The following is a 21,563-nucleotide window of genomic DNA, read 5'->3' as shown; positions in this document are numbered from 1 at the left end:
TTCCTTTATCATTGCTTATTTCTCAAAATAACGGTCAATGGCCTCCAGCAGCTGCTCCCGGACTCTCTCAGGGCTGCTGCCGTCAATCCGCCCGCCGGCTGTCGTGGAATTTCCTCCGCCGCCAAGGGCTTCTACGATTACCTGGACATTGATTTCCCCCAGGGAACGGGCAGACAGCAGAACATCCTCACCGCTGCGGTAAATTACAAAAGACGCCTTGACGCCCTTGAGTCCCAGCAGCTCGTCAGCAGCTTGGGCCGCCGCCACACGGTCCACCTTGTTCTCCGGCACCACCGACACGGCAATGTTATCCCGATATAGCTCCGCCCGGCGGATAATGTCGTATCGGAAGACCATCTCATTCAAATTGTTTTGGAACAGGCGCTGCACATCCGTGGTGTCCGCGCCGGCCCGCCGCAGGAAGGCCGCCGCTTCAAATGTGCGGCCGCCGGTGCGAAGTGTAAAGTGCTTGGTGTCCAACACAATACCGGCAAGCAGGGCTTCCGCTTCTTCCCGCAGGAGATCGGCGGGCTCCACCAGATATTGCAGAAGCTCTGTCACCAGCTCCGAGGCAGAGGAAGCATATGGCTCGTGAAAGCTGAACGCCGCATTCTCTATATAGCTGGCAGCCCGGCGGTGGTGGTCAATCACCGCCACCCGATTGCAGGCTTCCAGCAGCTGCGGACTTTCCACCATATCTGGGCGGTTGGTATCCACAACGATCAGCAAAGCCCCGGGTTTGATTTTTAAAAACGCTTCTCCGGGATCGATGAACAGATTTTCATACTCCGGAAGCCCTTGCAGCTTGGTCAAAATCGGCCCCGCCGCATTCTTCTCCAAGTCGATGACAATCTGGGCCCGCTTACCGCGCTTCCTGGCCGCGCAGCACAGGCCAGCCGCCGCACCAACGGCATCCATGTCCGCATAGCCATGCCCCATGACATAGATCTCGGCGGCATCGGCGATCAGTTCGCTGAGCGCGTTCGCCATGACCCGTGACTTTACCTTTGTGCGCTTCTCCGTCGTCTTGGCCCGTCCGCCGTAAAATGCAAAGTCCATTTTTCCCCGGACCACCGCCTGGTCTCCGCCGCGGCTGAGCGCCATCTCCACCGAAAGGTTGGCGTTCTTATACAGTTCTGCAATACCGTCGGCATCCTTGCCCACGCCGACAGAGAGCGTTGGATGAACCCCCTCGCCCACCTTGATATCCCGAATGGTGTCCAAAACAGAAAATTTCTCTTCCACAAAATGATCGTAATGGCGTTCCTCAAAAATAAAAAGATAGTGATCCCGATCTGTCTTCAGCAGCAGCCCATGTCCGCCGGCGGCCCAACTGTTCAGCTTTTCGTCAATTTGGGCCAGTACCGCGCTCCGCTGGGTATCCGCGCAGGCTTTCATTAAATCTTCATAGTTGTCGACTGTCAAAATCGCCACCACCGGCCGTGTGGCCATGTAGCTCTCCTTCAGCTCGTCGGCCTCCGTGGTATCCACCCAATAGGTGGTTGCCACCAGGTTTTGCTCCCCATTCCGGCCCTTTGCCCGGACCAGGCTGCCATAGACCCGGAAGCGGTGTCCATTCATGAATACGCGGTCCGGGCACTCCTGTTTTCCCTCCAGCAGCCACTGAACCGGCAGGTTCGGTACTGCGTCCTCCACTTTAATCTCAAACAGATGCTCCCGTACCCCTGCCAGCTGAAGAAAATTTTCATTGCTCCAGATGACTTCCCCCGTGTCAGGGCGGAATACCATAATGGGGAGCGGTGAATTGATGAGGGTGGATTTGCTGGCCGTGTCCACGCTGCCGGTGACACTGTCAATGTATTGCAGAATTCCCTGCCGACGGCTGAAATTGCTCTTGGTAAAATAGACATACAGCCCCACTGTCACACAGATTTCCGTCAGGCCCAAAAGAGGGCTGGCCGTACAGGTGGCCGCAGAAAAGAGGAGCATGCACAGGAAGTACAATTTCAGATTCGGCTCCAGCAGGCGGGAGAGTTTTTTATTATTCATGTCGAAAGTCTCCTTTGACCGGAAAGCATATTAATAGAAATACAGTATACCAGTTTTCCAAAAAGGACGCAACTGCTAAAACCAATGGCCAGCGCCATTTTCCCCGTTGCCCCAGGAAACATTTTGAAAAAAATGTATACAACTTCATGCTTCTGTGCTATACTAGATTAAATTAAGCGTTGAGATCGTTTCCGTTTCTCCGCTTTCCTCTGTATTTTACTGGTGTGGGCGGTGTTTCCACCTCAGTCAAATAAATCAATCTCTTATACAGAAAATTGGGATGGCGCAACCGAATCCCTGCCGGCGTAACGGGGCTGGACAGGTAACGGGCGTCTCTTATTTGTGTGCCCATTTTGCGGCACAGCAACCGCGCCATATCCATTTTCTCCGGGGAGATTCCTTACATATTTGTATAAAAGGAGAACGATGAATCTATGGCAGAAAAACTAAAAATCATTCCCTTAGGCGGTCTGAACGAAATCGGAAAGAACATGACCGCCTATGAGTACGGCGGGGAAATCATCGTGGTAGACTGCGGTATGGCCTTCCCCGGAGATGACATGTACGGCATTGACTGTATTATTCCCGACGTCAGCTATCTGATCAAAAACCGCGCCCGTATCCGGGGGCTTTTCATCACCCATGGCCACGAAGACCACGTGGGGGCCATTCCCTATGTCCTCAAGCAGGTGAACATGCCCATTTACTGCACCCGCTTTACCGCCGGCCTCATCAAGCTGAAGCTGGAGGAGCACGGACTTGTCAAGAGCACCAAGCTTATCACTGTGGATCCGGGCAAGACCGTCCGGGCCGGCAAATTCAATGTGGAGTTTATTCACGTGAACCACTCGATTGCAGACTCCGTGGCCTTTGCGATTCACACCCATATGGGAACTGTGGTCCACACCGGAGATTTCAAGATCGATTCCACTCCCATCGATGGGGAAGTTATTGACCTGGCCCGCTTTGGTGAACTGGGCAAGGAGGGCGTCCTGGCACTATGCGCGGACTCCACAAATGTGGAGCGTCCCGGCTTTACCCCTTCTGAAAAGACGGTAGGCACTACTTTTATGCGGCAGTTCCAGAACTGTGAGGAGCGCATCATTGTCACCACCTTTGCCTCTAACGTCCATCGGATTCAGCAGGTGCTGGATGCCGCGGCCCAGTGCGGCCGGAAGGTAGCTGTTACCGGCCGCAGCATGGAGAATATGATGAAGGTCTCCACAGAGCTGGGCTATATGAAGGTTCCGAAGAACACCCTTATGGACATCAATAAAATCAAGGGACTCCCTAAAAACAAGCAGGTCATCGTCACCACTGGCTCCCAGGGGGAGGAGATGAGCGCCCTGTACCGCATGGCCTTCTCCACCCACAAGCAAGTGGAACTGGGTGCCGGTGATAAGGTGATTATCTCCGCCTCCGCCATTCCCGGCAACGAGGTGACGGTGGGCCGGGTGATCAATGAGCTGTTCCGCAAGGGTGTAAAGGTGGTTTATGACCGGGCGGATATGCTGCATGTCTCCGGCCACGCCTGCCAGGAGGAGCTGAAAATTATTCACGCCCTGACGAAGCCCCGTTTCTTCGTCCCGCTTCACGGTGAGCAGCGGATGCTTCAAATCCACTCCCAGGTGGCCCAGCAGATGGGCATGGATCGCAACCATATTGCCATAGCGGACAACGGAAACGTGATTGAGATTACGGTGAAAACTTTGAAAATCAATGGTTCCGTGCCCGCCGGCGAAGTATATGTGGATGGATCCGGCGTGGGTGATGTGGGTGCCGTGGTCATGCGGGATCGCAAGCGCCTGGCTGAGGACGGCATGGTGGTGGTGGTTCTTCCCATCTCTTCCCACGACGGCGCACTGCTGAGTCCCCCCGAGATTGTCACCCGCGGCTTCATCTATGTGAAGGAGTCCGAGGAGCTGATGAAGGAGCTGCAGAATGTGGCCATGGACGCAGCTGCGGCCGTCTCCCAAAAACGCAGCCGGGATGACGGAGAACTGAAGGGCGCTGTAAAATCCGCGGTCAGCAGCTACCTGTTTAAAAACACCAAGCGCAATCCCATGGTGATCCCCGTGGTGACGCGGCTGTAATCCAAAATTGCAAGCAAAGCGCCTAACCCCAAAAGGGCTAGGCGCTTCTTTTTGTTTTTCTTTTTTACTGTTTTACCGTCCTTGGCGGCAAACACCCTGAAACATGATCTTTGCCCGGAGCTGATTTCTATTTTGTGTGGCATCCTTTCACAGTGCAATGGCGTGCGGGGGATGGAGGATTTCTGCGTCGAAGCGTCTTCCATGGCTATCCCTCCATCTAATACACGCCAGTTTCATTTTATTCGATTTTTTGCACAGCGTATCACAATTTGTAAAAAATATATTATAATAAATTTGGAAATCATAAATGCGGAAGCCGTGGAATGCACCAACACGAAGACCATCATCTCCGGCGGCAGCTATGCTGTCCCGGTGGATCCGGAGTATCTGGATGAATCGCTGAAATACGAGCTACACAGCACAGAGACAAATTCCGACGCACCTTACAGCTACTATCCCAGCACAGAAGAGGCTCTGCAGAACGCCAAGCCCGGCGACACCATTTCTGATGTGACCCAGGAGCCCAGCGCCGAGACGTATACCGTCACGCTGCAGTATCGGGATGGCGTCACGGCGGACACAGTATATGCCGATCAGCCTGCCGGTCATTTGCTTGTGCTGCCCTCCCCCACCCGTGCGGGCTATACCTTTTTGGGCTGGTATGACGGCAGCCAAACCGTCTCCTCTCCCTACCCGGTTTCTGCCACGGTCACGCTGACCGCCCAGTGGAAAGAGGATGCCAAGCCGGATGACGGCAAGGATGACGATTCTTCCTCCAGCAGCGACGGCGACAACTCCTATACCATTTCCATTCCCTCCAAGACCACGGGCGGTACGGTTACCGTCTCTCCCCGCTATGCCGAGAAGGGCGACAGCGTCACGCTCACCGTGAAGCCGGATGAGGGCTATGTCCTGGAGACCCTGACCGTTACTGACACCAATGGCAATACCATGAAGCTGGAAAAGCAGATCGGCAGCCGCTACACATTTACAATGCCTGACATGCGCGTTACTGTCCAGGCCTCCTTTGCAGCGGATTCTGCAGCATCTTCGCCTGTGTTTTCTGATGTGCCCGATGGCTACTGGGCAGAGGATGCCATTCTTTGGGCCTATGAAAACGGCTATATGAACGGCGACACTGCCTCCACATTCAATCCCGGCGACACAGTCACCCGCCAGCAGCTGTGGATGATTCTCGCCCGTCTCAACGGCCAGTCTCCTGCAGATTTTGCCGCAGCCAGAGATTGGGCAGTGGAGAGCGGCCTTTCTGACGGAACTGCTCCGGGCAGCCCGGTCTCCCGTCAACAGCTTGTGACCATGCTCTGGCGTCAGGCCGGCAATCCGGCTGCCACTGCCGTACTCACTTCCTATCCGGACGCCGCCTCCGTTGCGGACTATGCGGTGGGCGCGCTGTCCTGGGCAGTGGAAAACGGATTTGTGAGCGGCACTGCCTCCGCTACGCTGAACCCAGGCGGCACTGCTACCCGCGCTCAATTCGCGGTCATTCTTCAGCGCTATTGTACAGCTGCCCAATAAAATTCCTGCCGGATGTTTTTCTGCCAAAAGATCCGGTATAACATGGCGGCAGGGCTTTTGTGCGTTCAGGCGGCCGCCATGTGAAAACTTTCTGCCAAAAGGAGGACGGTGCATTGCACCGCCCTCCTTTTATTCTTCCGCGTTTCCTGTTTCTTTAGAGGAGACTGTTCTCCATGTCCGTCCGGCCGTAATCGCACTTCCGGCATTGCTCCGGCGCCGGGCCGCCGGCCTCCGGGTGATACGCCCCTGCCCACCGGCAGATGCTCTGCAGAATCGGCACCACGGAGACTCCCTTTTCCGTCAAGCGGTATTCCACACGCGGCGGAATCTCGTCAAACTGCTGGCGGCAGACAATGCCGTCCGTCATCAGTTCCTTCAGCGTCGCCGCCAATACCGCGTCCGTGATATTCACCATCTCCCGGCGCAAAGTGCTGTACCGCAGAACCTGTTTTGCGGCCAGCACACAGATAATTCGTGATTTCCACTTGCCGCCGAATACGTCCAGTCCATATTCCAGCGGACAACGGATGTCTTTTTCCAGCTTCGGCTGATACATGAGCTCCCCGCCTCTTTCCGCATCTTTGATGGGGTTATTATAGCGAAAACGCTGTCAGGAGACAAGTTACTATTCAATTTAATAGTCACTCATAAATTTGCGGATATCTTTCCTTTGTCAAGCCCGTGGTCTATGCTGATAATAATACCAATCAAGGAGGAATTACCCCATGAATCAAGCAGTTGCAAAGCTCCTCAAGGAGCAGCTCTGGACCCTGGCCACCTACTCCGATCAACCCAATGCCGTGCCAGTGGCGTTCAAAGACGTCACGGAAGATGGCAAGCTGGTGGTGGGCGACGTATTTTTGGAGACCACGCTCGCCAACCTCCGCAGCAACGGCAAAATCGCCGTCTCCGCCTATGACGCCGCCACCATGGAGGGCTATCAAATCAAGGGCACGGCGGAATATGTGACGGAGGGCCCCGTGGTAGAAACCTTCAAAGCTCTGGTATCCGACATGTTCCATGGTGCCGCCACCGCCAAGGGCGCGCTGGTGATCACACCGGAAACCGTCATCGTCACCACCCCCGGGCCGGACAATAAAAACGTGCTGTAACCTGAAACGAAGGATGCCCGATGGGCGTGATTTGAACCCCGCCGCGGCTGCAGCACCGTCAGGTATCCAGGCGCCGGATGGCAGTCTGCAGCTCATCGAGAAAACGGCAGGCCTGTTCGCCGTCCATCTGAACGTGGTGAAACTGAAAGGACACCCGCAGCCATGTCCGCAGACCCCTGCGGCGGTATCTGCCCCAGATGAGAAACGGGTTGTTGAACAGTCCGCTGTAAAAGTTAACAGCGCCGTCCAAGTCGTACTTGGCAAGGCAGGAGGTACCTATCACCATGCTGTCCGGAAGATCGTGATTCTCGCAGGTGTCCCGAACCCGCCCTGTCAGCTCCCGATAGGCCCGGTCAAAGGACGGCAGATCCGGACAGGCGGGAATGTCGCAGGAGCTGATACCGCCTGCCCGGTTTGCAATGATGGCGCTGACGGCAAGGGTGTCGTATGCCATCAGTTTTTTCCCCACCGGCAGAAGGGAAAACTCCGGAATGGCGCCGGCGGCGGACAAAATGCAGTAGCACATCAGCATATTGAATGAATAGCCCCGCCTGCGCAGACGGATCAGCCTGGACACATCCAGTGTCCGGAACAGGGTAACCATAGGCATCGGTGCGTCGATATATAGTTGATAACTCATGGATCTTTGCGTTTTATCAGGATCCACTTCTCTCATGTTGCACACCTCTCATTCGATCCCGGCAGCGCACACCGCCGGAAAAAAGGGGACGGCCCGAAAAGGCCGTCTCCTTCGTGTTTTTTTGTATGTTACTCCGCCTTGGGATCCTCGCTCTCAAACACTGCCTTGGCGCTGGCGGCAAGGCCAGCCAGCCCCTGCAGCTCAGAGGGAATGATGATCTTGGTGGCCTTGCCGTCCGCCACCTTCTGCATGGCCTCCAGAGCCTTCAGCTTTACCACCTGATCATTGGGTGCGGCAGCATTCAGCAGCTTCAGCGAATCAGCCATGGCCTGCTGGACCTGCATGATGGCCTGGGCCTCCGCCTCGGCCGCCATAATACGGGCCTCCTTCTCGCCTTCCGCTTTCAAAATGGCAGCCTGCTTGGCGGCGTCCGCCTTCAAAATGGCGGACTGCTTCTCGCCCTCGGCAACCAGAATCTGGGACTGCTTTTGTCCCTCGGCCTGCAGGATGGACTCCCGGCGCTCACGCTCCGCCTTCATCTGCTTTTCCATAGCGTTCTGGATCTCCTTGGGCGGGATGATGTTCTTCAGCTCCACCCGGTTGACCTTGATGCCCCAGGGATCCGTGGCCTCGTCCAAAATCGCCCGCATCCGGGTGTTGATGGTGTCACGGGAGGTAAGGGACTGATCCAGTTCCATGTCACCGATAATATTCCGCAGCGTGGTCGCGGTCAGATTCTCAATGGCGTTCATGGGATGCTCCACGCCGTAGGTATACAGCTTGGGGTCCGTGATCTGGAAATAGATCACCGTATCAATCTGCATGGTGACATTATCCTTGGTGATGACGGGCTGGGGGGCAAAATCCGCCACCTGCTCCTTCAGGGATACCTTTTTGGCGATGCGCATGAAGACGGGTACCTTGAAGTGGAAGCCCACATTCCAAACTGCGTGGAACGCACCAAGGAACTCCACTACATAAGCCCGGGACTGCTGCACAATCACAATACAGCTGCCCAGTACAGCCAAAAGCAATATAACCAGAACAATGATTGCGATCCAGCCGAAATTAAATCCCATTACATAACCTCCATCTTTTCGTTCAGTTTCTTTTCATATTTCACAAAGAGCTTTACGCCCTCCATGTGGTCAATTTTCACCACTGTCCCACTGGGGATAACGCTGCCGTCCGCACTGCGGGCGGTCCAGGTCTTCCCGTCCGCATAGACGGCGCCGGAGGCATTTTCATTGTCGATAGTCTCTGTAACCTTGACTTCCTGGCCCAGAACGCGGTCCGCATTGGTGGGAACCACTCTGCCGGATGTGATCTTTTTCACCAGCGGCCGCGTGACGGCCAGCGCCGCGGCGGACACCGCCACAAACAGCACCAGCTGTATAAGAACCGACGCATCCAGCAATGCCGCAGCCAGGGCCGCAAGAGCGCCGGCCACAAACCAGATGGACACCAGTCCAGCCGTCATTGCCTCCACCGCACCAAACAGAATCACCGCACCCAGCCAAATCCAAATCATATAGTTCACAGGTTGTCTCCTCCTTCCCCCCTGTTCAGAGAGATTCCTTGCTATTTTGTTTATGATATCATATCTCCTGCGCAAAAAACATTTCATTTTGGTTACAAAGACGGCCGCTCTCCTCCGTTGCGTATTGCAGCGGTTTCTGCTATACTGAGGTTATTATAAAATTTGTGGATTTGTCCATTTATAAGGAGATACCAATATGACTTTAACCGTTCCCTGTCTATTCGGGTTGGAAAGCCTGGTGGCAGATGAGATGCGCCGCCTGCAGCTGCAGAATGTCCGGGCAGAAAACGGCCGGGTTCACTGCGAGGGCACTTTGGCTGACATCGCCCGCCTGAACATCAATCTGCGCTGCGGTGCCCGGGTGCTGATGGAGCTGGGCTCCTTTCCCGCCCCGGACTTTGAGGCGCTGTTCCAGGGCGTCGCCGCCCTGCCCTGGGAGGAGTTCATTCCCAAGGACGGGGAATTTCCTGTAAAGGGGTATTCCTTGAACTCCACGCTGCACTCTGTCCCCGCCTGCCAGGCCATTGTGAAAAAGGCCTCTGCAAAACGGCTGGGTGCCGTATATGGCTGTGAAACTCTGCCGGAGACCGGCAGTCGCTATCAGATTCAGTTTTCCATCATTAAGGATGTGGCCACGCTGTATCTGGACACCTCCGGCGAGGGGCTTTACAAGCGGGGCTACCGGGCTCAGAACATGGGGGCTCCCCTCCGGGAGACTCTGGCAGCGGCTCTGGTGACGCTCTCCCGCTACCGGGGCCGGGACCCCTTCTGCGATCCCTTCTGCGGCAGCGGCACGATTCCCATTGAGGCGGCCCTCATCGCCAAAAACCGGGCGCCCGGCCTGGACCGGAGCTTTTCCGCCCAGAAGTGGAAGAACATGCCCTCCAGGCTGTGGCTGGAAGCCGGGGACGAGGCCATGGATAAGGAGTTTCACGGCGCCTATGACATCTGGGGCGGTGATATCGATCCCGCCGCTGTGGAGCTGGCCCGTCACAATGCGGAGCTGGCGGGTGTGGAGGACTATATTCGCTTTGAAGTGGCAGATGCCGGGAAATTCCACCGGGACAGCGAATATGGCCAGCTGGTGACTAACCCCCCCTACGGGGAGCGGCTGATGGAAAAGCGGGAAGCAGAGGAGCTTTACAGATCTTTCGGCGCAGCCATGCGGACGATGCCTCCCAAATGGAGAATTTTGGTACTCTCCTCTCACACAGAATTTGAGCGGTGCTTCGGCCGGCAGGCAGACAAAAAGCGGAAGCTCTATAACGGCATGATCAAGTGCGACGCCTTTTTGTACGGCAGATAACCGCTCCCCGTTTTTGCCTCTTCACTCTTTTTTCTACAAAAAGTATTTTCTTCTACCCATTTCTCCAAAATGTATTCTTCTTGGGGGGATCTTGTGCGCCACGTCTTCATTATCAACCCTGCGGCGGGCAGGCGGAACCAGGTTGGGCGTATTTATGCAATGGCGGATCACCTACGGCAGTCCCATGGGCTGGACTGCACCTGCCTTCTGACAGAACGGCCCGGCGGTGCCACAGAGATGGCCCGGCGGTTGGCAGAAACCGGCGAGGCGCTTCGTGTTTATGCCTGCGGCGGCGACGGCACCGTTTCTGAAGTTGCGGGTGGGCTGGCCGGCTTTTCCAACGCCGCCATGACCTGTATTCCTTCCGGCACCGGCAATGATTTTCTCAAAAATTTTGGGGAGGATTGGAGCAAATTTTTGGATGCGGAAAAGCTCTGGGACGGAGATGTGTTCCCACTGGATTTAATTGACTGCAATGGCCGGTACTGTCTCACCATCGCCTGCAATGGAATTGACGCCCGTGTGGCCGACAGCGTGCATCGGTTCTCCCGCTCTCCCCTGCTGACCGGCCGCGGAAGTTATCTCTGCTCTGTAGCGGCGAATTTTCTCTTCCGCAGTATTGGCCAGCACTGGACCGTCTGGCTGGACGAAGAGCGCCTGGAAGGGAGCTTTGCTCTGGTATCCATGTGCAACGGACGCTACTATGGCGGCGGATCCATGCCCGTGCCGGAGGCCCGGATGGATGACGGCGTCCTTCACACAGTGCTGGTGCGCAGCGTCAGCCGCTGGACCTTTGCCCGCCTCTTCGGCCCCTACTCCGCCGGTGAGTATGCTTCTCTGCCGCCAGAGCTGATTCGTGTCTCCACTGCCCGGAAAGTCCGGATTCAAAGCGGCGGGGACATTGTCTCCTGCCTGGATGGTGAAACCTTCCGCAGCCGGGATGTGGTAATGCAGCTGGCGGACAAGCATCTGAACTTCTTTGGCCCCAAGGGCTGCAATTGTAATGCCACTGCCCGTTAGGCCTTCTTTGACAACTTTAACAATTTCTTCATAATTTTTGTGAAATACCCCCTTTACAAACTGGGATGACTGTACTATGATAACAGCGTTAGCACTCGATAGAGTTGAGTGCTAACGCTGATTTTGTCTTTCAAATTTTTATTTTCTATAAGGAGGAATCCCCTATGAAACTCACTCCGCTTGCAGACCGTGTCATCTTGAAAATGGTCGAAACAGAAGAGACCACCAAGGGCGGCATCATTCTCACCGGCGCCGCGAAGGAAAAGCCCTCTGTGGCTGAAGTCATCTCCGTTGGCCCTGGCGGAAATGTGGATGGTAAGGACATCGTTATGACCGTAAAGCCCGGTGATAAGGTCATCACCAGCCAGTATGCCGGCACCAAGGTCACCCTGGAGGATGTGGAGTATGTGGTCGTCCGCCAGAATGACATCCTGGCCATCGTGGACTAAGCTGCCAAACCTTTGGTCCCCTGCCTTGGTCCGCCGGCCAAGGCGCGTTTCTCTTTCCAACGCGTGTGAGTACGCGAACGTGAATTGCCCGAAGTTATCAAAATTATCTTCTAAATTGGAGGTCGTGTAATTATGTCTAAGCTGATTAAGCGCGGCGATGATGCCCGCAAAGCTCTGCAGGCCGGTGTTGATACACTGGCTGATACCGTTAAGGTCACCCTGGGGCCCAAGGGCCGCAATGTGGTTCTGGACAAGAAGTATGGCTCTCCCCTGATCACCAATGACGGTGTCACCATCGCCAAGGAAATCGAGCTGGAGGACCCGTTTGAAAACATGGGTGCCCAGTTGGTAAAGGAAGTTTCCACCAAGACCAACGATGTGGCCGGCGACGGTACCACCACCGCCACCCTGCTGGCCCAGGCCATGATTGCCGAGGGGCTGAAAAACCTGGCCGCGGGCGCCAACCCCATTGTTGTGAAGAAGGGCATGTCCAAGGCCGTGGAGGCCGCTGTGGCCGAGGTCAAGAAGCAGGCCAAAACCGTGGATGGCTCTAAAGACATTGCCCGCGTGGGCGCTGTCTCCTCCGGCGACGATACCATCGGCACTTTGATCGCCGAGGCTATGGAGAAAGTTTCCGCTGACGGCGTCATCACCATCGAAGAGTCCAAAACCGCCGAGACCTACAGTGAGGTCGTGGAAGGCATGCAGTTTGACCGCGGCTATATCACCCCCTATATGGTGACGGACACGGAAAAGATGGAAGCCAACCTGGACGATCCCTATATCCTGATTACCGATAAGAAGATCTCTGTGATTGCCGACATCCTGCCTGTTCTGGAGCAGTTGGTGCAGGCTGGCAAGAAGCTTTTGATCATTGCTGAAGACGTGGAAGGCGAAGCACTGTCCACCCTGATTGTCAACCGTCTGCGCGGCACACTGAATGTTTGCTGCGTCAAGGCCCCCGGCTTTGGCGATCGCCGCAAGGAAATGCTGCAGGATATCGCCACGCTGACCGGCGGCACCGTCATCAGCGAGGAAGTCGGCCTGGAGCTGAAGAGCGCGACTGTGGATATGCTGGGCCGTGCCCGTCAGGTAAAGGTCTCCAAGGAGAATACCACCATTGTGGATGGCGCTGGCGATTCCCAGGCCATCAAGGACCGTGTTGCCCAGATTCGCTCCCAGATTGCCAATACTACCAGCGAGTACGACAAGGAGAAGCTGCAGGAGCGTCTGGCCAAGCTGGCCGGTGGCGTGGCGGTCATTAAGGTCGGCGCTGCTACTGAGACCGAAATGAAGGAGAAGAAGCTCCGCATTGAGGATGCTCTGAACGCCACCCGCGCCGCTGTGGAAGAGGGCGTTGTCGCTGGCGGCGGCACCATCTTTGTCAACGTGATTCCTGCTGTGGAAGCCCTGCTGGACTCTGTGGAGGGCGATGAGAAGACCGGTGTCCAGATTATTTCCAAGGCCTTGGAGGCCCCCATCCGTCAGATTGCCGCTAACGCTGGCTTGGATGGTTCTGTCATTCTGGAGAAAGTCCGCGACTCCGGCAAGAATGGCTACGGCTTCGATGCATACAAGGAAGAGTACTGCGATATGGTCGCATCCGGCATCATTGATCCCGCCAAGGTGACCCGCAGCGCACTGGAGAATGCCGCTTCCGTCAGCTCCATGGTACTGACCACTGAGTCCTTGGTAGCCGATAAGCCCGAGCCTCCTGCGCCTGCTGCTCCCGCTGCTCCCGACATGGGCGGCATGTACTAAGAGAGAGCCGCTGACCATTGAAGTTGCTGGGGGTAAGTTTGTAAATTTACGACAGAACCAGTAAAAATTGTCACATGCAAAAAAGCCGTTGTCTGCGGGTTTGCAGGCAACGGCTTTTTACTGCCGATTCTTTTATCATCTTATTTTTGCAGGTGCTGTTATAGTATGTTTTATGGCAAGACGATTGATTTCCGTAACAATCCAACGGATAATTTCTTTATTTGATCTGGCTGATTGTTGAATGCTGTTGGAGCTGTAACATGCCTGCACCCTGTTCCGATTCCAGAAATATTCATAATTAAGGAGAGCCGATGCAATGCATCGGCTCTCCTTAATTCGGTTATGCAAATCACATTTATGCTTTATCTTTCCCAAGGCAGCTTGAATCGTCTTCATTTGAACACGACATTCTTACTGCGCTGTTCTGATATCCTCCAGAAACTTAAGCATCATATCCTCGGACACCATGCCCTTCGTAACATAGGCTTCTGCCTTAACCATGTCAAGAACCTTTGCAATCTCCTCGTTAGATGCTTCAATGCCGTACTGATCCAGAATCAGGCGAATCGAGTTTTTACCGCAGCTCTTACCAAGGACGGGATGGACTTTGTCCCGCCGCCCCACTACGCTGGGACTGACGGTATTATAGATGTTGGTCACCCGATAGTGATCGTTATGCGCCATTTTGTATTCAATGTCCATAGATGCGCCAGATTCGATCTGTGCCTGACGACTGCCCATGACAGGCTTATTGGCCGGAATGGGAATCTGACTAATGGCAGACACCACATTGCCGGCAGGTGCAATTTTGCTCAGTTCCATACCTGTATGAATCCCCTTGTGAATTTCCATCAGCACCGCAACCTCTTCTGTGGGGTTGTTGCCGCAGCGTTCACCCATGCCGTTGATGGACGTGTGAATCACCTCTGCGCCGCCCCACAGGGCAGCCAGACAGTTGGCAACGCCGCAGCCGTTGTCGATATGGCCGTGGAACTCCAGCCGCAGGCGGGGAAACCAGGTCTTGAACTGAAGGAACATCTCCTCCGCCGCATCCGGCGTCGCGCTGTCGTATGTATCCACAATTACCAGCCCGTCCAGTTGCGCTTTCTCATAAACTTCTTCAATCAGGCTCTTCGTAAACGCAATTGGAGTACGGAACCAGTCCCAGCCCATGAACGCAACATCTTCAAAACCCAGGCTTTTTGCGTGGTTGATGCCATGGTTCAGATTTTCGGCTACTTCTTTTGGTGACTTCTTATATGCGTATTTGATGATCACGGGATTCACACAGTATTCAATGATAATGCCCTGGCAGCCCACATCTTTGCATAAGTCAATATCGCTGGTTACAGCTCTTGCGAAACCATAGATTTTGCTGTCAAAATAATTTTTTGCCGCCATACACCGCATAGCATTTTCCACCACTGCAGACACGGATGGCATGTCCGCCTCAATGCGGGGCACCTTCATTTCTGCCGATGCATCGCCAATCCGTACCCGTTCATCCTCCAAAAACACAGAGCCCGGCGTCTGATCCCCATCCCGCAATGTCACATCATGAATGGTAACTTTGTCAATGTGCTTTTTCTCCAGTTCAAAATTGTGGCGGCTCGTCCACTTTACATCCGCTTTATAAAACGGTCTTCCATTGCGTAGTCCGGTACTTCTGCCATATCCGAAAAATAGGGTTTTTTTCGCTCATCGTGTTTTCCACATTTGTTTTAATTTCCAGCCTGAATTTGGCGAGTCAATTCTGATGCGCAAAATCCTTCCACTGCCATACGCATCTGGAAAATCCCCCGTGCATCTATGCGGGAAAGCGGCTTCACAATAATTCCGCGATTTGGCAGTGTTTCAATCATTCCCTCTGCGCGCAATTGTAGCAGTGCTTTCCGTACAGGTGTACGGGAAATCTGAAACCGATCTGCAAATCACTGTTCAGAATAAATCTCATTTCTTTTGATTATACTTTGAATAATGGCATCCGAAATCAGATCGTATGCTTGTACGTTTAATGACTTTGCCCGTCCAATCATTGGGCGCTCCTTGTAGTATGTTACACTTTATCGGCGGACTTAACTATGGCAGTAGTTCACGGCAGTGTCAAGCGCCAATCCCTTTATATGATTTATTTTTTGTTTTTTAAACAATTTTTTCTTACTCCTTTTTACTATACTGTTAACTGTTATGTGATTTTGGGTTCTATTTACAATCAGTGTGGCCAATCCAGAAACTGAGTTTTCTATTTTTCCGCGCAATATGTAAGAAGTGTAAAAAGAAAAGCTGATTGAACCAGGTACGTTTATTCAACAGAAAATTGTATGGCTGCCGCGCTCTTTGCTTTAGGCTTTTCTTGCAAAAACTTTTGGCAAAGGTATTGACAAAAGGCATGACTTTTTGGTATAGTAATTCCTGCCCATTGTAGGTGAAATTTGGCGGCATAGCTCAGTTGGCTAGAGCATGCGGTTCATACCCGCAGTGTCCCCGGTTCAAATCCAGGTGCCGCTACCATATTCCATGGAGCGCCATGGGCGCTTCATGGAATCTAAAGTTTTTTCGGCCCGTTGGTCAAGTGGTTAAGACACGGCCCTTTCACGGCTGTAACATGGGTTCGAATCCCGTACGGGTCACCATCCCATAAGGCGCTGTGGCATCGCGGCGTCTTATGGGGCCAAAATTGGATATCCTTATGGAGGCTTAGCTCAGCTGGTTAGAGCGCCTGCTTCACACGCAGGAGGTCACTGGTTCGAGTCCAGTAGTCTCCACCAAAAAGTTCCTGATTTTGCAAGAAATCAGGAACTTTTCTTTGCTTTTATGATCGAAATATTCGCTTGAATTCTTTTGCTTTTCCCACGACCCAGACCGTGACCCATAAGCGGAAATGAGCGGAAAGGATTAGACAGCACAGGACGGGATTTTCCCCGTCCCATGCTGATTTTTACAGCTTTTTCGTGTTTTTCGGATGTACAAGTTTCGGCTGATTTTTTGGCATATCTCACATTGCCTGGCTGATGACGTTTCCTATGGTATCCGCCGCATCCCGTTTCATCTCCGCTGTGGCATGGGTGTAGGTGCTGAGGGTGAATCCTGCTGAGTAATGGCCCAGGGCGCCGGATAGCGTTTTGACATCCACGCCGTTCTTCAGGGATAACGTTGCGAATGTGTGTCTGAGGTCATGGAATCGGATATGCTCGGCTCCGATGGCTTTCAGAATTTTGTCATGGGTGTGCCGGAAGGAATCTGGGTCAAACATGGTACCCGTCTTTGGTGAGGGGAACATATAGGGATTTCCCGGATGCTTTTTGTGTTCCTCCACCAGCAGGTCCACCGCCTGCTGCGGGATCGCCAGTGTTCTCACGGAATTTTGCGTCTTGGGCTGGCTCACTACCAGTTTACCTTTGATACGGTTCACTTGCTTTGTCACGGAGATCGTCTTGGCTTCGATATCCAGGTCAGTCCAGAGAAGGGCGAGAAGTTCGCCCCGCCGCAGGCCGGTGGTCAGCTCCAGATAATACGCCGCCAGAAGGCCACGCTTTTCTGCTTCCATCAGGTATGGTCCGATTTTCTCCTGCGGAAGCACCTTCATTTCCTTTTTCTCCATTTTGGGCAGTTTACAGCCCCTGGCCGGGTTCACAAGGAGCAGTCTTTCCTTGACCGCCTGTTCAAGGCAGTTGTTCAGCAGGGTGTGGATACCGTGGACTACCCGCACACTTAACCCTTTGTTTTTCAGCTCGATGTGCTTGTACCGCTGCACCCTTCCGTTTTTCTGGAGGTCGTTGTAGAACTTCTGGACTTGGATGGTCGTCAGCTTATCAAGCTTGATATCACCCAGCTCGGGAATGATGTGCTTGTCGATGTAGTTCAGGTAATAGTCCTTTGTTTTCTCCCGCAATCTCGGCTCGGCGTAGACTTCATACCACAGCTTGATCCAGCTCCTGACCGTGTAGGTGTTCGCTCTGGTGACATCCAACTGCTGGCTGTCCGCAATTGCCTTTTTCAATTTTTCTTTGACCTCGCCCTGGGTCTTGCCGAGGACATTCTTATAGATGGTCTTGCCGGTGTTTGGGTCGTGCCCTGCCGTGTACCTGCCCTCCCAGCGGCCATCCTTCCGCTTGCGAATGCTACCCTCACCGTTGGCTCGTTTCTTTGCCATCAGTCATCCCTCCTCTGCTGCTGTTCCATTCGGCGTTCCTCTTCCTCGGCGAAGGAGTAGGGCGGCTCTGTATTCAGTTCCGCAATGATCCCCCAAGCCAGACGGAAGCCTGCCGCGAAACTGGCGAGGGATACCTCATCCCGCAGCTCCGCTTCCAGGTCCACCAACTTCAGAAGACTACGGCGTTCCGGTTTAGCCTTGCCCTCAGTCAATTCCTGATGGATTTCTTTGATTTCCTGCCGCAGTTCCGGGAAGTCCGGTTCTTTGAAGAATTGTCGCTGTAATCCTCTCATATATTCGTACATCGTATCGCCTCCTGTCAGCGACACACAATACCATCCCCTGACCTTAATAGCCATCCCAACCGGGCAGAGTTATCAAATTGTTATCAATTGGGTTTTGAACTGCGCCGAGGCTTATTCTTTGATTACTGCGACGCAATTCTTGAGGGTGTTCGTCCGTAAAAAGCATCCTCCGCTCCAGCATTCGGCAGAGCGGAAGATGTCCTTTTTGCTCACAATAGCATTGTTTCCAGGGCATGACACCCACTTTTTTCTTGTAGGAGTAAGCTCTCGGGGATAACGACCGCAGAAGTGATAGCACCCCTCCGATTTTGACCCCACTTTGGAACTCTCTGAAAACCCCCGTAACTGCCCGCACTGCGGGCAGAAGTGACCGAACAGGGCGTCGCGCTCGACGCCTGTTCTTTATCCTGCTGCTCCTTTCGTCCCTCGTAAGCCTTCGGAAAGTGGCGTAAATCTGCCCCGCAGTCCTGGCCGATGTCTCTTCCCGCCACTCCCGGCAATCCACGCTTTTCCTTGTTAATCTTCGTTTTGTTGATATATTCCACACTATCTGGAGAAGAGAGGGCACCCCACCCATTGTGGGCAGAGTCGTGGTTCTGAGGTGTTTTTCAGCGGCAGCAAGACTTCTCCCACAAACCGCTCACACTGCTTCGGAAGCGGCTTGAAGGTGTACGGATGCCACCCATCCCCCGCTGAGGCCACACAACGGCTCACAGTGTCAAACAGGGTGAGGATTGTTACTTGATGTGTCCTCCATATCCGCGGCCCTCCTCTTTGATTACTGCATCGCAAATTTTGATTTGGGTCTTTGCGATATCCCAGTACTTTTCCTTGTCAACAAATCCGGCCGGGGCACGCCCCGGCCAGACAGATATAGCTGATATTAAATTCAGCGCTTGCAATGTGGACATAAAGGGTAGAGTCCTCTTTGAAAAAATTTCTTTTTAAATATCATTCCACAGTTTGAGCACTTCCACCAAACTTCTTTATTTGACTTGGGCTCAAAAGCCGTCGGAAGCGGTGGCTTATTTTTCTCGAAATCCCACTCTGCAGCTATTTCTGGATATAGTTTCTGCAAGTCGTTTTCTCCAGGAACAACTTTTTGCCCGGAACAGTATGGACAACTCGTTCTATTGGTTGTACGGCTATTCACAGTTGCTGTCCATTGATGGCCTTGCTCACACCTCCGCCAAATCTTTTTTGCAGTCCCAGCAAAAACATCATTCGCAGATAATGTGCCATTCAGTGTTGGGTGCCATTGTGCCGCAATATCCGGATGTGTTGTAGCTAAGTCATTAAATCACCTCAAAAGTTTTTTATTTGCACAACAAGGACATCCTACTCCATTTCTCCTTCTGTTAATAACCGCTTGCCATTCGTGGCCCAAACTACATCTCCACAAAACTTTTTTATTGTAACCAACAGTTACATCTCTGCATGAGAGAGTACCATTTTTCTCCGGATGCCACTCTCGAGCTAATGCTGGGTGAGTTGAAGTGGACGTAACCTTCTGTCCGCAAATACGTTTGGTTACTGCTTGAGGTAAGCCAACTACTCTTCTCGGCCACTTTGAGGTTGTAAAATCCCTGTCACGTCCCAGAAACACTCTATCGAAAACTGCATCCATCTGTGTCACGGAATACTGTGGATGGGCAGCTCTGATCTGCGCGTCTACTCCGGCTTACTTTCCTGGACCGATCCTTCTGGCAAGTTGCTTCCAGCCGTCTGCGGTGCGAATGGCAGGGATGCCAGATTCTGAAAATGGGCTTTGATACATTGCAGCGCCAGCTTTTCCTGATAACGCAGATTGGAATCTGACCGGTGGATCAGGCACAGCTGCATCTCCCGCAGCGCCGGAGGATTATTCAGGACGATGGCCTTCAGACGGCTGTTGTCAACGCTGTGATTGTACTTAATGGCGTAGCCGCTGAGGAGTGCGACCATGTTTTGCGTCAGCACTGCCCGCTTGATCAGCGCGATATCGGAAAAAGTGGTGTATCGGTTTCCGGGGCCGAACAGCTGGAAGTGACGCAGAAAGCTGTCATCTGTGCTGTAATAGGGCAGATTGGCAAACGTCAGGTTTTGCAGTTCTTCGCAGGAAACCTCGTCCCGCGCGGCCAGGGGATGCTCCCGGGAGACCAGCAGGTAGATTTGATCGGTGTAAACCACATCGACATCCACCCGGTATTTGGACGCGATGGTGCGGTAGTTCTCCAGATTCTGAGGTGAAAAGTAGGTGATGCCGATGTTTCCCTCGTTTTTCACCAGCTTTACGCCTACCTCCTCGCCGGAAACGGTTTGAATGCTTAAATTGCCGGAGGGATTTTTCTGCAGATAGGCCGCGCTGAGAGGAAGCGCCAGGCCGCTGCTGATGGTGGGAGATGTAATAATGGTGACTGGTTGGGAGGGGGAAGATGCGTATTGATTCAGTTCCTTGATTTCTATCATGCGGCGGTCGATTTCCCAGATTAGCGCCAGCGCCTCTTCTCCCTCCGGGGTAGTATGGACACCTGCATGGGTACGCTGAAACACAGTGAACCCCAGTTCTTCCTCCACACTTTTTACGATAGAGCTGAGCGTGGTCTGACCCAGATAGAGATTTTGCGCCGCGGCGGAAATAGATTGATGTTTGTCGATCTCAAGGAGATACTGCAGATGTTCTGTTCTCACGACTGACACCTCCGTTCTCTGAGGATTGATCTCTCGCTGCCGGGGAGTGCATGTTCCGGAAATAATCGTGAATGCAGGAAACCAGAATATACTCCTGATACCGCAGGTCCCGGTCCTTGCAGGTGAGCAGGCACAGGAACATCCGGTTTTCGTATTCTGTGTTGCGCAGAGGGATCAGCTTAAATGTTTCTTTCATATGTTCAAAGTGGAACTCTCCGGTAAATCTTGGCGCAAATCCGATCACATCCTGCGTCAGGACAGCCTGAAACATATCGTCTATGCTGGAATAACGGGTGACATAGGTCCCGCGGTTGATGGAGTCGCCTACGATCTTATCCTTCCGCTCCGGATTGGCGGTCACCATCCGCTCACCTAAGATATCCTCCATGTTCACGGAGTCTCTGGATGCCAACCGGTGCTTTGGAGATACCAGAATACAAAGCTCATCCTCCAGCAGGCGTTCCACATTCAGGCTGCTTTTTCCGGCGTCCTTCTGGATATAGTCGATCTCATCCTCGGTCAGATACGTGAGGCCCAGGTTTGCGCTGTTGTCTAGGATCAGCTCGCCGATGGATTCGCTGGGGGCTTCTTCGAAGTTCAGGTTTCCATGCACATCAAACCGGGAGAAGTAGTCCGAGAGCGGAATCGACAGACGCATGGAGATGGCGGGCGCCATTGGAACGGTGATCGTAGGAGCGCCTCCGGAAAGATGACGCTTGACAGCCATCAATTCCTCATACTTTACATGGATTTCCCAGGCCAGAGACATGAAGCGCTCACCGGTGGGAGTGACAAGGACCCCCTGCGGCGTCCGCTGGAAAATCGGAAAGCCAACTTCCTCCTCTACCACCTTGACAATGGCGCTCAGCGTTGTCTGCTTCACGTGAAGTGAGCGGGCTGCCGCGGAAATGGAATGCAGGCGATTGATCTCCAGCAGATACTGGATGTGTTCCAGCCTCATATGTCTC

17 protein-coding genes and 3 tRNA genes are annotated in these 21,563 nt (G+C 53.5%); 10 read left to right on the top strand and 10 right to left on the bottom strand.

Annotated elements, in window-relative coordinates:
* Positions 1-15: 15 nt before the first annotated feature.
* Positions 16-2,010 (bottom strand): DHH family phosphoesterase, encoded by a 1,995-nt coding sequence (locus BMZ81_RS08090; RefSeq protein ID WP_091130717.1) that lies wholly within the window; start codon positions 2,008-2,010, stop codon positions 16-18.
* A 434-nt stretch (positions 2,011-2,444) separates the two neighbouring features.
* Here BMZ81_RS08090 and BMZ81_RS08085 point away from each other — a divergent pair, with 434 nt between their 5' ends.
* On the top strand, positions 2,445-4,103 hold the full coding sequence (locus tag BMZ81_RS08085) for a ribonuclease J (protein WP_091130716.1): 1,659 nt from the start codon (positions 2,445-2,447) through the stop codon (positions 4,101-4,103).
* Positions 4,104-4,421: 318 nt separating this feature from the next.
* Positions 4,422-5,639: an S-layer homology domain-containing protein gene (locus tag BMZ81_RS08080; RefSeq protein ID WP_177187247.1), complete on the top strand. Its 1,218-nt coding sequence runs from the start codon at positions 4,422-4,424 to the stop codon at positions 5,637-5,639.
* A 154-nt stretch (positions 5,640-5,793) separates the two neighbouring features.
* Here the strand turns inward: BMZ81_RS08080 and BMZ81_RS08075 are convergent, their stop codons facing one another.
* Entirely contained in the window at positions 5,794-6,195 is a 402-nt protein-coding gene (locus tag BMZ81_RS08075; protein ID WP_091130714.1) for a winged helix-turn-helix transcriptional regulator, read from the bottom strand.
* Positions 6,196-6,364: 169 nt separating this feature from the next.
* Between BMZ81_RS08075 and BMZ81_RS08070 the strand changes: the two genes are divergently transcribed.
* The gene (locus BMZ81_RS08070; protein ID WP_091130713.1) at positions 6,365-6,751 is read left to right on the top strand and encodes a pyridoxamine 5'-phosphate oxidase family protein; all 387 of its coding nucleotides are present in this window, start codon (positions 6,365-6,367) and stop codon (positions 6,749-6,751) included.
* A 58-nt stretch (positions 6,752-6,809) separates the two neighbouring features.
* Here the strand turns inward: BMZ81_RS08070 and BMZ81_RS08065 are convergent, their stop codons facing one another.
* The 3 genes from BMZ81_RS08065 to BMZ81_RS08055 form a co-directional block, all read right to left on the bottom strand.
* Complete coding sequence (locus BMZ81_RS08065) at positions 6,810-7,427, bottom strand: CatA-like O-acetyltransferase, family 2 (protein ID WP_091130708.1); 618 nt, start codon at positions 7,425-7,427, stop codon at positions 6,810-6,812.
* A 92-nt stretch (positions 7,428-7,519) separates the two neighbouring features.
* Entirely contained in the window at positions 7,520-8,470 is a 951-nt protein-coding gene (locus tag BMZ81_RS08060) for an SPFH domain-containing protein (protein ID WP_091130705.1), read from the bottom strand.
* Positions 8,470-8,922, bottom strand: a complete 453-nt coding sequence (locus BMZ81_RS08055; RefSeq protein ID WP_091130854.1) for an NfeD family protein — start codon at positions 8,920-8,922, stop codon at positions 8,470-8,472. The genes BMZ81_RS08060 and BMZ81_RS08055 overlap by 1 nt, the downstream gene beginning before the upstream one ends.
* Positions 8,923-9,127: 205 nt before the next feature.
* On the opposite strand from BMZ81_RS08055, the gene BMZ81_RS08050 reads away from it, so the two are divergent.
* The 4 genes from BMZ81_RS08050 (at position 9,128) to groL (ending at position 13,467) form a co-directional block, all read left to right on the top strand.
* Complete coding sequence (locus BMZ81_RS08050; protein ID WP_091130703.1) at positions 9,128-10,237, top strand: THUMP domain-containing class I SAM-dependent RNA methyltransferase; 1,110 nt, start codon at positions 9,128-9,130, stop codon at positions 10,235-10,237.
* A 93-nt stretch (positions 10,238-10,330) separates the two neighbouring features.
* A complete protein-coding gene (locus BMZ81_RS08045) occupies positions 10,331-11,257 on the top strand; it encodes a diacylglycerol/lipid kinase family protein (RefSeq protein WP_177187246.1) in 927 nt (308 codons plus the stop codon).
* 164 nt (positions 11,258-11,421) lie between these two features.
* Positions 11,422-11,706 (top strand): co-chaperone GroES, encoded by a 285-nt coding sequence (locus BMZ81_RS08040; RefSeq protein WP_091130701.1) that lies wholly within the window; start codon positions 11,422-11,424, stop codon positions 11,704-11,706.
* A gap of 132 nt (positions 11,707-11,838) precedes the next feature.
* A complete protein-coding gene (groL, locus tag BMZ81_RS08035) occupies positions 11,839-13,467 on the top strand; it encodes a chaperonin GroEL (RefSeq protein WP_091130698.1) in 1,629 nt (542 codons plus the stop codon).
* 411 nt (positions 13,468-13,878) lie between these two features.
* On the opposite strand, the gene BMZ81_RS08030 is transcribed toward groL, so the two are convergent.
* The gene (locus tag BMZ81_RS08030; protein WP_278308882.1) at positions 13,879-15,030 is read right to left on the bottom strand and encodes a LeuA family protein; all 1,152 of its coding nucleotides are present in this window, start codon (positions 15,028-15,030) and stop codon (positions 13,879-13,881) included.
* 871 nt (positions 15,031-15,901) lie between these two features.
* Between BMZ81_RS08030 and BMZ81_RS08020 the strand changes: the two genes are divergently transcribed.
* The 3 genes from BMZ81_RS08020 to BMZ81_RS08010 all read left to right on the top strand — a co-directional run bounded on the left by BMZ81_RS08020 (position 15,902) and on the right by BMZ81_RS08010 (position 16,235).
* Positions 15,902-15,978: transfer RNA gene (locus BMZ81_RS08020), tRNA-Met, on the top strand.
* 47 nt (positions 15,979-16,025) lie between these two features.
* Positions 16,026-16,100: transfer RNA gene (locus BMZ81_RS08015), tRNA-Glu, on the top strand.
* 58 nt (positions 16,101-16,158) lie between these two features.
* A tRNA-Val gene (locus tag BMZ81_RS08010) sits at positions 16,159-16,235 on the top strand.
* Positions 16,236-16,462: 227 nt separating this feature from the next.
* On the opposite strand, the gene BMZ81_RS08005 is transcribed toward BMZ81_RS08010, so the two are convergent.
* The 4 genes from BMZ81_RS08005 to BMZ81_RS07970 all read right to left on the bottom strand — a co-directional run bounded on the left by BMZ81_RS08005 (position 16,463) and on the right by BMZ81_RS07970 (position 21,556).
* Positions 16,463-17,620, bottom strand: a complete 1,158-nt coding sequence (locus BMZ81_RS08005) for a tyrosine-type recombinase/integrase (RefSeq protein WP_091130691.1) — start codon at positions 17,618-17,620, stop codon at positions 16,463-16,465.
* Positions 17,620-17,925: a DUF6809 family protein gene (locus BMZ81_RS08000; RefSeq protein WP_091130689.1), complete on the bottom strand. Its 306-nt coding sequence runs from the start codon at positions 17,923-17,925 to the stop codon at positions 17,620-17,622. The genes BMZ81_RS08005 and BMZ81_RS08000 overlap by 1 nt, the downstream gene beginning before the upstream one ends.
* 1,671 nt (positions 17,926-19,596) lie before the next feature.
* Positions 19,597-20,595: a LysR family transcriptional regulator gene (locus BMZ81_RS07980; protein WP_143072754.1), complete on the bottom strand. Its 999-nt coding sequence runs from the start codon at positions 20,593-20,595 to the stop codon at positions 19,597-19,599.
* A complete protein-coding gene (locus BMZ81_RS07970; protein WP_091130657.1) occupies positions 20,564-21,556 on the bottom strand; it encodes a LysR family transcriptional regulator in 993 nt (330 codons plus the stop codon). The genes BMZ81_RS07980 and BMZ81_RS07970 overlap by 32 nt, the downstream gene beginning before the upstream one ends.
* Positions 21,557-21,563: the final 7 nt, after the last annotated feature.

The organism is Oscillibacter sp. PC13 (genome assembly GCF_900115635.1).
Classification (GTDB): Bacteria; Bacillota; Clostridia; order Oscillospirales; family Oscillospiraceae; genus Oscillibacter.
The sequence above is the reverse complement of the archived record's forward strand: the minus strand, read 5'-3'. Positions and strand labels throughout refer to the sequence as shown.